General features: G+C 50.6%; 13 protein-coding genes. 5 read left to right on the forward strand and 8 right to left on the reverse strand.

What is annotated here, in order from left to right:
* Window positions 1-201 precede the first annotated feature (201 nt).
* Window positions 202-795, forward strand: coding sequence for an RNA polymerase sigma factor (locus IMCC3135_RS17115; RefSeq protein ID WP_088918719.1), 594 nt, complete (start codon window positions 202-204; stop codon window positions 793-795).
* Entirely contained in the window at window positions 792-1,103 is a 312-nt protein-coding gene (locus IMCC3135_RS17120; protein WP_157736060.1) for an anti-sigma factor family protein, read from the forward strand. The genes IMCC3135_RS17115 and IMCC3135_RS17120 overlap by 4 nt, the downstream gene beginning before the upstream one ends.
* 64 nt (window positions 1,104-1,167) lie before the next feature.
* Here IMCC3135_RS17120 and IMCC3135_RS17125 read toward each other — a convergent pair whose 3' ends face one another.
* On the reverse strand, window positions 1,168-2,148 hold the full coding sequence (locus tag IMCC3135_RS17125; protein ID WP_157736061.1) for a lipid A deacylase LpxR family protein: 981 nt from the start codon (window positions 2,146-2,148) through the stop codon (window positions 1,168-1,170).
* Between the two features lie 475 nt (window positions 2,149-2,623).
* On the opposite strand from IMCC3135_RS17125, the gene IMCC3135_RS17130 reads away from it, so the two are divergent.
* On the forward strand, window positions 2,624-3,097 hold the full coding sequence (locus IMCC3135_RS17130) for an FKBP-type peptidyl-prolyl cis-trans isomerase (protein WP_088918722.1): 474 nt from the start codon (window positions 2,624-2,626) through the stop codon (window positions 3,095-3,097).
* 71 nt (window positions 3,098-3,168) lie between these two features.
* Here IMCC3135_RS17130 and IMCC3135_RS17135 read toward each other — a convergent pair whose 3' ends face one another.
* Genes IMCC3135_RS17135 through glmS form a run of 4 tightly spaced genes read right to left on the reverse strand, consistent with a single transcriptional unit; the run spans window position 3,169 to window position 7,722 of the window.
* A complete protein-coding gene (locus IMCC3135_RS17135; protein WP_088918723.1) occupies window positions 3,169-4,740 on the reverse strand; it encodes an AMP-binding protein in 1,572 nt (523 codons plus the stop codon).
* Entirely contained in the window at window positions 4,731-5,933 is a 1,203-nt protein-coding gene (locus IMCC3135_RS17140) for a glutamate mutase L (RefSeq protein ID WP_088918724.1), read from the reverse strand. Before IMCC3135_RS17140 ends, IMCC3135_RS17135 begins: the two co-directional genes overlap by 10 nt.
* Entirely contained in the window at window positions 5,930-7,294 is a 1,365-nt protein-coding gene (locus IMCC3135_RS17145; RefSeq protein WP_088918725.1) for a methylaspartate mutase, read from the reverse strand. The genes IMCC3135_RS17140 and IMCC3135_RS17145 overlap by 4 nt, the downstream gene beginning before the upstream one ends.
* Window positions 7,291-7,722: a methylaspartate mutase subunit S gene (glmS, locus tag IMCC3135_RS17150; protein WP_088918726.1), complete on the reverse strand. Its 432-nt coding sequence runs from the start codon at window positions 7,720-7,722 to the stop codon at window positions 7,291-7,293. The genes IMCC3135_RS17145 and glmS overlap by 4 nt, the downstream gene beginning before the upstream one ends.
* Window positions 7,723-7,851: 129 nt before the next feature.
* Between glmS and rraA the strand changes: the two genes are divergently transcribed.
* A complete protein-coding gene (rraA, locus tag IMCC3135_RS17155; RefSeq protein ID WP_088918727.1) occupies window positions 7,852-8,331 on the forward strand; it encodes a ribonuclease E activity regulator RraA in 480 nt (159 codons plus the stop codon).
* Window positions 8,332-9,067: 736 nt separating this feature from the next.
* Entirely contained in the window at window positions 9,068-9,271 is a 204-nt protein-coding gene (locus tag IMCC3135_RS17160; RefSeq protein ID WP_088921900.1) for a cold-shock protein, read from the forward strand.
* A 315-nt stretch (window positions 9,272-9,586) separates the two neighbouring features.
* Here IMCC3135_RS17160 and IMCC3135_RS17165 read toward each other — a convergent pair whose 3' ends face one another.
* From IMCC3135_RS17165 to IMCC3135_RS17175, 3 genes are all read right to left on the reverse strand, one after another.
* Entirely contained in the window at window positions 9,587-10,327 is a 741-nt protein-coding gene (locus IMCC3135_RS17165) for a metallophosphoesterase family protein (RefSeq protein ID WP_088918728.1), read from the reverse strand.
* 82 nt (window positions 10,328-10,409) lie between these two features.
* Window positions 10,410-11,924, reverse strand: coding sequence for an alpha,alpha-trehalase TreF (treF, locus tag IMCC3135_RS17170; RefSeq protein ID WP_088918729.1), 1,515 nt, complete (start codon window positions 11,922-11,924; stop codon window positions 10,410-10,412).
* Window positions 11,925-12,037: 113 nt separating this feature from the next.
* Entirely contained in the window at window positions 12,038-13,366 is a 1,329-nt protein-coding gene (locus tag IMCC3135_RS17175; protein ID WP_088918730.1) for a short-chain fatty acid transporter, read from the reverse strand.
* Window positions 13,367-13,383: the final 17 nt, after the last annotated feature.

The raw sequence follows: 13,383 nt of genomic DNA on the forward strand, positions 1-13,383 counted from the left end.
TTGGCTCGTGTGACTCAGTGCTCGTTCATCTGATTCAGACAACCATGTCGTACAAGTAACACGAGATGGTTGAATTAGTCGCTTCAGAGCATTAGATGCTCGCTACAATCGATCGGTTACACACGATGTGAAAATAGTTTGGAACTAAGACGTCACGGCAAGCTCTCACACCCAATGTTTAGAAGTTGATTAAAGAGATTTATGCCAGGGGACACGCCGGATGATCCGTACAAAATAGAAGTAGCGACAAAAAAGTGCGATAAAGAGCACATTGTCAAAGAACACATTGTATGGATGTTGGCGTTAGCCGAAAAAATATTGAAAGATCGTGCACTGGCCCAGGATGCGGTTCAGGAATCATTCATCAACGCCTTTCGTTGCTACAACACATTGAAAGATCAGGCAAGTCTGAAACCCTGGCTCAAGAAGATTCTCATCAATAATTCATTGATGCAGCTACGCAAGATGAAACGTCTTTCAGAACAATCTCTTGAAGAGTGCCTTCCTGAATTTGACAAGAATGGATGTCGTCTGGAAGATCGCTGCACATACTTGGTGGGAACCGAAAAGGTCATGGAAAGCGTGTTACTCCAATCTTCGGTACACCGCGCCTTCGCACAGCTTCCAGATGACTACCGCATCGTTCTACTGCTTAGAGATATCGAGGGCTACGACACTGCAGAAGTTGCTTCCTTGCTGAATATAACTGTCAGCAATGTCAAAACACGGCTACATCGGGCAAGATCAGCATTGAAAAAGTTGCTGGATCCGGTTCTCCGGGGAGAATTCAATTGAAGAGCGAATCAGTATTACAACGTACGGTTCGTTGGTTGAAGGGACAGATGTTGACGCATATGCCCGGTATGCTGACGTGCCGCCAATTTGAAGATTTCATACTCGCCTACCTGGATGGCGAGCTGACTCGGAAGCAGGTTGCGATGTTTGAAATGCACTTGCTGGTATGCAGGGAATGCCGCGACTATCTGGCTTCGTACAAGCGCACTGTTGAGATCAATAAAGTGGTGTTGGGCCTGCCTGATGATGCGGTTCCCGATGAGGTGCCAGCAGATTTGATAGCGGCAATTTTGAAGTCGAAGCAATGATTTGATTCGGTCTCAATGAGAGGCAGGCCATGATGTCATTCGTGCCTGCCACTCCTCACAGCGCCTAGTGGCGGTAGGTCACGCTGAAAGCGCCATGACTTTCTCGATCGCTAGTCAACTCTGTTCTGGAGCTGGAAGACGAGAGTGCAAACACAAAAGCCCAGCGATTTCGACTCCAGATTGCGCCAGCCGCGCCTTCATTCTGGAAGTGTTCCAGAGCAAGAGATGGGCTATCTGTGAAAGTATTGCCGTCTATCAGGATGTCATTGGCAACATACCCTGCCCGCACGCCGGCAAACAGATAGAAGTCATTGGTATCTGTAAAAGCCAGTGGATTCACGTGTCTGTCCGCCTGTAGTGAGAATGCGCCGACACTGGCGCTAAGATTAGTCCCCCAACGTACGGCGAAACCCGCCTTGGCAGCGCTCTTCAGGTTGCCCAGCCCCATGCCTCCTAACCCAACAACATCATATTGCAGTCGACTGCTCTCGTTGCGATACAGGCTCCAGGTACGTTGCATTTCAATCTTCACGATGGGTTCATTCTTGAGCTGATGACCCCAACCTCTGGGGGCGTCCGCACCGATCATCTTGTGAATTGCTATTTGCGACTGCTCAGCTAATGAGGCTGGCCCAACCATGCCCAGATACAGTGATAGCTGGTCAGAGACATGCTCATCCCATGAATAGGCAGTGCCTTGCCATGCAAGCAGACCGGCATAAGGAAGGTCGTCGGCTATAAAGGCGCGATCCGTGATCTCGGTGGGCGTTTGCATCCGTTGAAAGAACATATGTGCAATAGCGCGATTTTTGTCAGGCTCGGTACTGATGTACCGATCTTTGATCAGCCAGTAGATCCAGCCTGGTACATTATCGTTATTGAATTCACTGAAACCGGCAGAACCTACAGTGATACCAGTGCCATTGGTATATCCGGCATCCTTTCCGACGAAAACGTCGTTTTCAAAGGTGAATGTAAAAAAGTCTGTACTCTCATCATCATCATCTGACGCACCGAGTACGACATCCGCTTGTAACAGAGCCATGAGACACAATGATTTGCAAAATGTTCTGGAGACCAAGCTCATTTTCATAGGTGCCTACTGTATTTAGAGAGAATTCCCACGCCCTTTCGCAGAACATGATGCGCTTGGTCCACTGATTATCAGCTTGTCCGCACTGTAATCATCATGATAGCCATATTTCTCGATTCGATGTAATACAACTCTTGGATATTTGAATAGTGATGCCACCATCACACTCGCTGAATGGTACTTATATGTATACGTTTTTTGCTACAAGGGCCATCCAGATAACTGGCTAAGCGGTAGTGTGTTTGATGTGAATTATGGGCCAGCCTCATTCTCTTAACACCGGAGTTGCAATATAGAATCAATAGGCTATACCGGTATTCCCTTCTGAATAGATCCCATGATAATCGCGGCCGACGTGAAGCAGCCAACCGCTAACATCAATAATTCGTTATCCTGATGCTTTAATCATAGTCAAGAGAAGTGCACCATGAAATACTTTCTGATACTGCTCGTCGTTGGCGCTGCCTGGTATGTCGCGAAGCAGTACATGAGCAACGGTAAAGCTATGGAGAACATCCAGTCAGGGCAGACCTTTCTGGATGAAAATGGCAAAGCTGATGGTGTGCAAAGCACCGCTTCCGGATTGCAACTGATGGTCCTGGAGCCAGGTACGGGTAGCACGCATCCGTCCGCCTCAGACAGAGTGACGGTGCACTATCACGGCACACTGATTGACGGCACGGTGTTCGACAGTTCCGTCGAACGAGGCGAGCCAATTACCTTTGGCTTGAATCAGGTCATTCCGGGCTGGACAGAAGGCCTGCAGTTGATGGTCGAAGGTGAAAAGACTCGTCTTTTCATTCCCAGCACCCTGGCTTACGGGAATCGCGCTGCGGGTAAAATAGAGCCAGGCTCCACATTGATATTCGACGTCGAGTTGATTGGTATCAACGCTGACTAAGGGATCGTGAAACAGATAAGTTTCCATTCACGCCCCCAGAGCGCCGGGCACACTACCCGGCGATCTGAAATTCAAATATCAGCCAGCTCTCGCTTCAACTCATCCTTGTTGATCTGGTTCTGATCACTTTGCACCATGGGCAAGGACTTTCGATACACAATGCGGCTGGGTATCATATAAGTCGCCAAATGTTTTTTCAGTTCGAAGGTGATCTCTTTTTCAGAGATCTCGCTCGGTGCTGAATACACCATGACAATTTCTTCTTCTATCTGCGGGTTGTCCATACCAAAGACCGCGCATTGTTGTATTTGCGGTAGGCGCCTGGCAACGACAGACTCGACCTCAAAGGGCGATACTCGAAAGCCACTGGTCTTGATCATGTCGTCACGACGATAAGCAAAGTAGAAATAGCCTTCTTCATCCTTGTAGACATAGTCACCGGTTGCAACGACAATCTCGTCGGCCAGCTGCCCTTCCAGGTCTACGGCGTTCTTGAGTATTTGTACCGATTTGAAACGTTCAGCAGTATCTTCAGGAGCGTTCCAGAATCCTCGATAGATATAACTACCTCGATGAATCAGCTCACCTACTTCCCGTGGTGCGCATTCCTGACCGTTTTCATCGATTACGTAGAGCTCGACATCGGGAATGGCCTTGCCGATGGAATCGGGACGAATCTTGATTTGTGAAGGATCCAGATACGTGGAGCGGAACGCCTCGGTCAGCCCATGCATGGAATAGAATCGAGCGTTTCTGAAGATCTTCTCGCAATCCTCAATCATCTTCACTGTCACGTTTCCACCTGAGGAGGTGATCGTTCGTACCTTGTCCAGCAAATCGGCATTGGGATGCGCAGGCAAGTCTTCGTCGAACATCTGCGAAATATTAACCGGCATGAGAGGCAGCACGGTGACTTGATCATTGATCAGGTGATTGAAAAAATCTTCGGGCAAGATAAAACGATGTAATGACAAGGTTGCCTTGTTAAGAATCGCGCAAAAAATCTGATTCAAGCCATAATCCAGGTTAAAGATAAGCAGACCGGAAATCACGTCGGTATCGGCAAGCTCCAGGTACTGAGACACAACCCGTGCCGAATCGATAAGATTGCGATGCGAGATGACAATACCTTTGGGCGTACCTGTAAAACCAAATGAATAAGTAATGACGGCATTGTCATGGCCGTTGATATCGCAGCTGAAGGGTTTGTTGTAGTACTTGAATATTTCTTCGAACGAAGGAATGTTCTTATCAACCGTTTCGATGGAAATGATATGTCCGTCGAAGTCAATTTCCTCAATACTATTGAGTTTGAGTTTGTCGGTGATGACGCATTGAATTCCACAGTCGTCGATAATGTACTGAACCTGCTCCGGCTTGAGCAGGCGCGTCAGTGGCACCAGAATGTAATCAGTCGAGAGGGTCGCCAATATGGCGATGACCTGAGAAATATCCTTGTTGGTATAAACCCCTACTCTGGACCCTTTGGGCAGCCCCAGCTCTTGTAGATACAAGGCAACATGATTGACCCGGGCCAGCAGCTCTGCATAGGTAAGCTGTTGCTCCTTGTGTGTCAGGGCAATTTTATCCGGGTGCGTCTGTGCTGCCTTGTCCAGCAATATACGGATACAGTTTATTGACATGTTGCATGCTCCTTTGCACCGAGTGTCCAGATGTCGTAGTTGGCGTCCAGCACAGTCACAGGCTTGTGATCCGAATTGAGGATTTTCCGATAGAAAAATGCCACTACATCTTCGATGTCATCGGTGTTGAGTACTTTTGTTATACCACCGGTAAATACAATGGAGTTCATTGCGAGCAGCCTCAGGGTAACGTAGGTCGGCCTGTAGTGAGACATTTTGCAAAGCACCAGAAAGATCGCCAGTTGCATGAGTATTCTCGTTGCTTTCTCACTGTGCTCGTTGTAGATGTTCTCGGTCACCTTCAGATGCATCAGCAGTTCATAGGCAAACTCGTTATTCTCTGCCGTGAATATCAATGACTGCCTGGATTTGAAAACCCCCAGCTTCTTGAACACTATCCTGTCGTGCTCTTGCTCTGTGACGATATTGTCGCTGACCAGATCCTTGGAGTAATGCACATCGGTTGTAGCGCCGCCGATGTCCAACAGAATGAAAGGATCGGTTACTGAAAAAGAGGCGTGGATCAGTGGCAGGGATTTGTTGACCACATAGGGCGTGGGGTAGATCTGATTGCCGGTGATTTGATACAGATCCTTGATATCCTCCTTGCCTTCGATATCCTGCTGATACAGGTTGGTGAGGTAGTCTTTCAGATGCCTTTCGACAATATGCAGGCGATCGTCAATGATATTGGGTAGCACGACGAGCTTCTTGACATGTGACGCGACAAAATCTGCGTCCGGAGCGTTGCCAACATACACCACGTTCGAGTAATGCAGCTTGTCCAGATAGCTCAGCAAGCGTTCATCAAACAACCCACTGTTGGAATCGATACCACCAACAATGATGACCACGTCGATCAGATCACTGGGGATCGAGTAGTCTTCTATATCCTGAAAAACGATGGAGTCAATGATATTGATGCCGGCGTTGAACGCGATGTTGGTTGCGTACTTCAGCGAATAGGAATGGGTGAGCCCGATGATCAGTGTGCTCAGGCCACCATTGGCAGATGAGCAGATATGGATATCCTTTGCATCAAAGCGCTGTACGGTCTCGCCGCATTTGTGCATCAGATCATCAAGAATCTGCTTGTTGAAATCCCGAAAGTGTTGCTCGATGGATTCAGAAGTACAGACTTTGAAATAGGTGCTGCCGATATCGATCAGAAGCTTTTGATTACTCGTACTCACTGCATTATTCCTATATCGCGGATGATGTCATTGACGATGCTGGTCGTGTCTTTGTTCAGATCGCAACAAGACTTCTCATAGGCATAACAACGATCGGGGATCGGCACATTACCGCGCTCGATAATGCGGATATTCTTTTGAGCATCTCGAATGGTAATCATCTTGTTATGGTTGATGATATGCGGTGAGAAAGGCACATCGATAATGCCGTTCTTGATCGAGTTGAACACCTTGCGCCAGAGAGTATCGGCCGGGTCATTGAATACCGCTTCCATGATGGCATGCACTTCCGCTGTCAGGATCTCTTCCTCCTGCTCATCGACGATGGCGGGAAGACCGCTGAGAATTCTCAGCGTGTACTGCGTGTTGGCCACAGTCTTTGCGTTGGCCTCCTTGGTGGGAATGCCGACAGCCTCCTCGCGGGTCTTGGTAATGATCTTGTCTGCACCAACCATCGAGGCAATAACCGTAGACATGTTGATGAGCTGATCGGCAGAATCCCTGTTTGTCGGGAAGGCGCCCATCCATTGGTGATACACGAGATTGATAATGGCATCTTCACAGCCTATCTGTGCTGCGTAGTGGTCCGCAAGCTTTCGAGTCACTGTGCCGGTGACAATGTCCTGGACCATAGAGCCTTGCTGGGAAAAGGACACCGAGAATGACTTGACGCCCTCCTCCAGTGACAGCAGCATTTCCAGCAGCTGAATGACAATCGTTATTGATGGCGGCACGAGAGTGGCGGTGAGTGGACCGAAGGACTCTCGGTTAATGGGTCTGTTGAGGGTTGAGTAATCAGCACATACTCGTTCAACGTATTTCCAGTACAGGAATGCCTTGTCCAGCGGGAAGTTCTTGGAATACGGCAGCAGATAGGTGATCGGCCCACCTTCTATTTCGAAGATACCTGAGGCGATGGCAATTTCGATCAGAAGCCTGGCATCAGGTGTGCCGTGGCGCAAACTGACCGGATGATTGAAATGCGTCATCATCTTGCGCGTATTGCGGTAGCCATGATTGACCAGCGGATAGCCGTTGAGCATATCCACCTCGTTCGCCTCACTCAGGCGCAACATTTTCTTGGCCGTGGTGTAGTCATTAAGCCGGGTGTTGGAATCGATGGTCAGTGGCAGCACGTCGACATTGGCATCGACAAAGAACTCATACAGGGCGAACTGTTTTTCATAGGTTGGAAAGCCGCCGCGAGGCTGAACCAGCATTTTTTCCTTCTTGGCAAAATGATGAGAAATGAACAGATTCTCATCAGCACCCTTGACGAATTCGCGCACTTCATCGAAATCAAAGGAGTCAACATTCTCATTGCCGAGGATGATTTCGCGCTCTTCCTGTAGCTGGCTCATGAGCTGGGGTTCTCCTGTGGAGGTACATATTCTTTAATGTAGTCTTCGAGCATGTCCAGTCCCGTATTCAAGTCCACCTGGTGGCACACGAGATCAAAGCCATAGTTCTTGTAACGCGGTACGATATCCTTAGCGTTGCCGCTGCCCACTGTGAGATTGCCGCCGATCATCATGATGAGCTGGTCAAGACTCTTGTATTTGGCTCTGAGCTGCTTGACCTCCCGGGCCCAGCCTTCGGCTTCACCATTGAGAGAGGAAATCAGCAGAATCTCTGCGCCAGTCTCGACCGCTGCATCAAAGAATTCTTCCAGATAGGTATTCACACCCAGGTTGAATACCTCGTAGCCTCTCGCATTCAGCGACAGATCCATCAATCGGTTGGCAACCACATGAATATCGTTGCCAATCACACCCGTTACGACTTTCATGTTTAACGTGCTCTGTAACCAAGCGATCATAGTATCAAAAGTCCTCCTGTACAGAGACGTCGAGATGATAGTATCTTCCGTTCGAGCCCATACCGACTGGGCCTGACACCCCCCATCAGAGAGCAAAACATGGCCGATTTCACTGCAGATTTTTGCGACGTTCACCCTGACAAGGTATCGGTGCTCGGCCCCGGATACTCAAACTACGGGGGGGCTGAGATGTGTCAGGGCGAAGTCGTCACCATCCAGCTGGATCGCAATAATAGTGACCTCATCACGCTACTACGCGATGAAGACGGGCAAGGCAAAGTAGTTGTCGTCGATTCAGATCAAGCCTACTACGCTATCGTGGGAGAGAACCTGATGAAGTTCGCTCAGGCAAGTGGCTACGCTGGCATCATCGTCAACGGCTATGTCAGAGATACTTTTCAGATCAAAGACATTCCGGTCGCACTGTACGCCTTGGGTACTTGCCCCAGAAAATACATTCCTGTTACTCAGGGCAAGCGTGACATCCCCTTGTCTTTTGGTGGCGCTGAATTCCGTCCAGGTGATTATGTCTATACCGATACGGATGGTGTCATTGTGACAGCTGAGGCTTTGAGCTGAATTCACAATACAAGCCCTGAGACAAAAGAGAGCTGCCCAGCTCCAGCCTCCTCTGCTCGTGGAAGGCCAGGATGCCATCGTGTGAGGAGTTGAGTTCAACAACGAGAGCTGTTAACGAGAGCTACGGCAGCACGGATCCAGGCAGCTTCAGGAATGTCGACATGATCCCGTGCTGGACACGCCTCATGGGCTTGAAGCCGAAAATGCTGAAACTGGTGATGAGATCGCAGACCGGCATGAACAGTTGTGACGAAAGTAGTGGCTGATGCTCAATTGCGAGTTAGGGTAATGGGAGTATCATCTCCACGTTAGGTATGTCGATGTTCACCTTGGCGAGGCTTGGCGCATCAAGCTCTTCTATGACGCATTGTTAAGCGAAACGCAATATTTTTAACCTACTTGCGACAATTATCATGCCACATCTCCCAATAGCTAACATCTTCAACGTCTTAAGAGGGATTTATATCGCTCAAAAGTGTCAAAAAGTGCACTTGAGCGAATAAATGTGAAATTAAGTGTTTTGACGCTTGTACTCGAGACGTAAACTACCTATATTGCAACTGTGACGGTTCTAGGAGAAATTCAAGAGCTGTCCGTTGTTAGTGACTCGAAGCGTATTTTACGTGAAAGGTATTTGCTAGATAGCAGATTTAGTCTGAAGGAGTTTGTAGTCTCAAGCTACCTTTGTTTCAGACGGTCTGTCCATTTTGATGTTTTTTATATACAGGGTATTATCTTGAGTACTGGTACAGTTAAGTGGTTCGACGCGGCGAAGGGTTTCGGCTTTATCGCTCCTGAAGATGGCAGCAAGGACGTATTCGTTCACCACACTGCTATCACTGGCGACGGTTACAAGTCGCTTGATGAAGGTCAGAAAGTAAGCTTCGACATGGAACAGGGTCAAAAAGGCCCAGCAGCGGTTAACGTCTCTGCGATCTAATCCTTGTCACATAGACACGGTAATACCAGCAAGCCCCGCACGTAGCGGGGTTTGCTGGTTTCTGGAACAGGCGCTCGCCTCTTTCAGGTAAAGAAAGAAAGTAACTCCTTTTAGTAGCCCACCCGGTGTTTCCTCCCTGGATCAGACTCCTGCACGAGAGTCCAGCTACTACAAATTCACCGGTATCTCGAATTGCTCCGCCTTTCTCATTTCTGCAAGGCTGCCTTGTATTGGCTGATTAAGTCCTTCCCCATCACTATTCTTCCTGTTAATTGGCGGGTTCGAGGCTATCTATCTGGATACCATCCTCACTTGTCAATCAAGCGGCTCTGGCAAGAGCGGCGTTCTTCCGCCATCAGTCAATAGCCAGCAATCAGCACCTTCAAAGACTGCGCATGTCAGCTGCCTGCCATAGCCGGAGCCGGTGTCCAGGCACACACGATTACCATAATGACGTGCCGCTTCAACGGGTGTGTGTCCATGCACAACTAACCAGGGGTGCGGCTTCTTACTCTCCAGGAACTCGCCTCTGATCCAGACAAGATCATTTTTGTCCTGTTGCTTGAAAGGTATGCCAGGACGAATACCAGCATGGACAAAAAGAAAGTCATCTTCCTGGTGGAAGTATTCCAGTGACTCAAGGAATTTGAGATGCGCTTCTGGAACTGTGGCACGGGCTCGCTTATGGGCATCACGGAAATGATCACCATCGCCTGCGTTTATTCCGTAAGAGGCTAACGTCTCTTTGCCACCAATCCTGTCGTGCAGCCAGGTGTACTGGCGTGGGAGTCGCACATCAGCTTGCGGGGAATCTTGCATGAACAGGCTGAACATCCGGTCATGGTTGCCAAGAAGGCACAGCCAGTTCTTGCCAACAGACAAGCCTTCAATCAAAAACTCAATGACCTCTTTGCTCTGCGCACCCCGGTCGACGTAATCTCCCAGAAAGACGACTTTCGCATCGGCCCCACCGTCAGCTTCTATCTTGTCGATCGCGCACTGGAGCATGTCCAGCTCACCATGAACGTCCCCGATTACGTATATTCGCTTTTTCATTTTCTGAATTTAAACGACCTTATCCAAAATTCCAGACTCCCCATTCTGTCGAAAAACGGACCAGCGACGTATGCCATGCAAGTCATCCCTCATCCCCCAGCTCATCCATCAACCTTGACAGTACCGCGTTGGTCCAGCCAAATCCGTCCTGCACCTCATACTCACCGCCGCCTGCCAACACTCCCGGCTGCTCGACGTTGTATTTCTCCACCAGAGCTCCCACGGATTGATAGACCTGCAGGTTGTTGTCTATCCAGCGTCGGGCTCCCGTTTCTGCCTCTGTTTTGTACCCGTAAAGGCACAATCCACGATAGACGATCCATTGCAGCGGTGCCCAGCCGTTAGGTGAGTCCCATTGCTGTCCAGTGTTGACAAGAGTGGTAACCCAGCCACCGGGCTTCAGGTAGCGTGAATGGATCCGGGACGCCACAGCGGCAGCTTGTTCAGGTGTGGCCAATTCAAAGAACAGAGGGTAGGCCCCAGCCAGTGACAAGCTGGGTTTGGGTTGCAACTCCGGCAGCAGCAAGTCTGCGAAAAATTGGGTTTCTGGATCAAAGAACAGAGTCTGGACAGCCTTGCGCCGTGCAGCGGCTCGCTCCTCGCAGAAGCGCTGCTGTGGGTGATCACCCGTTAGCTGATATGCGACTGCCAGAACCGTCTCCAGCTTGTACAACAGGCAGTTCAGATCCACCGGAACAATCTGGGTGGTCTGGATGCTGGCCATGTCATGCTCATCGGCAAACCAGCGCGAGCTGTAGTCCCAGCCCGACTCTGCTCCAGCACGAATGTCTCGGTATACTTCCGCCGTCTCGCGCTTGCTGTCGGCCGCCAGCTCTTGATCTTCTGCGTGGCTTTCCTGGCGCGGCAGGCTAGAGTCATCCCAGTAGCGATTCAGGCAGGTGCCCCCTGCCAGAACTACCCGTCGCGAAACCGGGTTCTTTTCGCTCAGTGTTTCTGCCCCAATCATCCAGAAATCGTACTCGCGCTGTAGCTGCGGCAGATAGTGTCGGTAGACGTCCTGGTTGTGAGTGGTTTGCGCCAGCAACTCCACCATCAGGGCAAAGAATGGTGGCTGTGAGCGAGTGCAATAGTAGCTGCGGTTGCCATTGGGAATGAACCCGATCTGATCAATCAGGAAAGCAAAATTGGCCACCATGTTTTCAATCATGCCAATGCGGCCTGAACCCGCCAGCCCCAGCATGGTGAAGTAGCTATCCCAGTAGTAGATCTCCCTGAACCTGCCGCCGGGTACGATATACGGCCTGGGTAGTGCCAGTAGAGAGCTGTGAGGTTGCCTGGCATCCTGAGCTCGGGTCAGCACATCCCAGAGTCGCTCAATGTGCTCACGCACCGGCTTGCGTTCTGCCGAATGGAGGCTCTTGTCATCGCCCTCGGGCAGCTTGAAATGAGAGGCAACGAACTCGCTCAGGTCGAAATCAGGCTGGTGTTGCTGGCTGAGATAGTCGGCAACGATTGCCGCAGGCTCACCGTTAGGCAGGGCATCGACGAAAGTCTTGGAATCGCCGAGTAACTGGCTGTCCTGCACCGCTTGAAATAATTGCGGGTACAACTCATCAGGGGTATCGATCCAGCTCATTTATATGCTCACCTGCCGCCCTGCACCAGCATGCTGGCAGCGGTCGTCTGATTTGAAACTGGCCCACCGTCATCAGCGGGCCAGTCAGGATCACACGATACAATACCCGGGCACTACAGCACCAGCATTGCAGTACCCACAACGACTCCAGTCCAGAGCAAGGCCACTACGCAGTAGCCCATGATGTCGCGAATACCCAGACCGGCGATTGCCAGCAAAGGCAAGGCCCAGAAAGGCTGGATCATATTGGTCCATGCATCACCCCAGGCTACAGCCATGGTCGCCTTGCTTAATGGCACGCCAAGCGCTTCGGCTGCAGGCAAGACGATAGGTGCCTGTACGGCCCATTGACCACCGCCGGAGGGCACGAAAAAGTTCACGATACCGGCACTCAGGAACGTCAGCAACGGGAAGGTGGTGGGCGTCGAGATATCCACAAACCACAAGGAGATGGAGGCTGCAAGACCCGACCCGACCATCATGCCCATGATGCCGGCGTACATTGGAAACTGCAGTACGATGCCACCGGTGGTCTTGATCGCCTCATTGAGTGCGCGCAGGTAGTTGGCTGGCGTCCAGTGCAACAAGATTCCGGCAAACAGAAACAGGAAGTTCACACTGTTCAGGCCCAGCGATCCGCCGTTAGCGAAATAGTTGAACAGATAGGCTGCTCCCATGACTCCCAGAAGCACGGGTACAACAGGACTGTTTTCAATCTTCTCGGCCGGAGACATCTCGGCTCGAGGTTTGACTGCTACCTCTTCGGGCTCCTTCAGCTTCTCTGGATCCACTTCGAGGACTTCCTCGTCTTTGGGGATCATCATCCGGTTGAGAATAGGCAGCGTTACAAGCAGGACCAGCGTTACCAGAAGTACCTGCCAGCTGAAAATCGTATCACTCACAGGAATCGCTTGCCCGCCTGTCAGCAGAGACAATGCATCATCACCCGGTGAAGCCACCTTCAAGGGGATCGATGCTGATAGCCCGGCATGCCAGACCAGAAAGCCTGTATATGCCGATGCGACCAGCAAGGGATAATGGATACCGCGGATACGAGTGGCGAGTTCTTTTGCCATCAAGGCCCCGACAATCAAACCAAAGCCCCAGTTGATCCAGCACGCCGCCAATGCAACAACGGTGACCAGAACAACAGCTTGCCCCGGGTTCTTTGCCAGCCCGGCAATCGCGGCCAGCCCTCGGCGTACCGGCTTGCTCATGGCCAGGACATAGCCTGTGACAAGGATCAAGACCATTTGCATGGCAAAGGCCAGCAAGCTCCAGAAGCCATCGCCCCAGAAACCGACCATCTCTACCGGGCTCTTGCCCTCACTCAGTATGCCGCCGATAAAGACGATGAAGGTAATGAAGGCTGCGAAGAGAAATGCATCCGGTAGCCACCGGCGTACAATCTTCGTGAAGAAGCTGGCCAACGCTTGAATCATGGTACTAGCTCGTTTTA

This window comes from Granulosicoccus antarcticus IMCC3135 (assembly GCF_002215215.1).
GTDB classification, from domain to species: domain Bacteria; phylum Pseudomonadota; class Gammaproteobacteria; order Granulosicoccales; family Granulosicoccaceae; genus Granulosicoccus; species Granulosicoccus antarcticus.

Coding starts and splice junctions, on each gene's coding strand:
- IMCC3135_RS17135 (WP_088918723.1), bottom strand. CDS start 4,740: ATGTCAATAAACTGTATCCGTATATTGCTGGACAAGGCAGCACAGACG.
- IMCC3135_RS17115 (WP_088918719.1), top strand. CDS start 202: ATGCCAGGGGACACGCCGGATGATCCGTACAAAATAGAAGTAGCGACA.
- IMCC3135_RS17125 (WP_157736061.1), bottom strand. CDS start 2,148: ATGGCTCTGTTACAAGCGGATGTCGTACTCGGTGCGTCAGATGATGAT.
- glmS (WP_088918726.1), bottom strand. CDS start 7,722: ATGAAAGTCGTAACGGGTGTGATTGGCAACGATATTCATGTGGTTGCC.
- rraA (WP_088918727.1), top strand. CDS start 7,852: ATGGCCGATTTCACTGCAGATTTTTGCGACGTTCACCCTGACAAGGTA.
- IMCC3135_RS17175 (WP_088918730.1), bottom strand. CDS start 13,366: ATGATTCAAGCGTTGGCCAGCTTCTTCACGAAGATTGTACGCCGGTGG.
- IMCC3135_RS17145 (WP_088918725.1), bottom strand. CDS start 7,294: ATGAGCCAGCTACAGGAAGAGCGCGAAATCATCCTCGGCAATGAGAAT.
- IMCC3135_RS17130 (WP_088918722.1), top strand. CDS start 2,624: ATGAAATACTTTCTGATACTGCTCGTCGTTGGCGCTGCCTGGTATGTC.
- IMCC3135_RS17165 (WP_088918728.1), bottom strand. CDS start 10,327: ATGAAAAAGCGAATATACGTAATCGGGGACGTTCATGGTGAGCTGGAC.
- treF (WP_088918729.1), bottom strand. CDS start 11,924: ATGAGCTGGATCGATACCCCTGATGAGTTGTACCCGCAATTATTTCAA.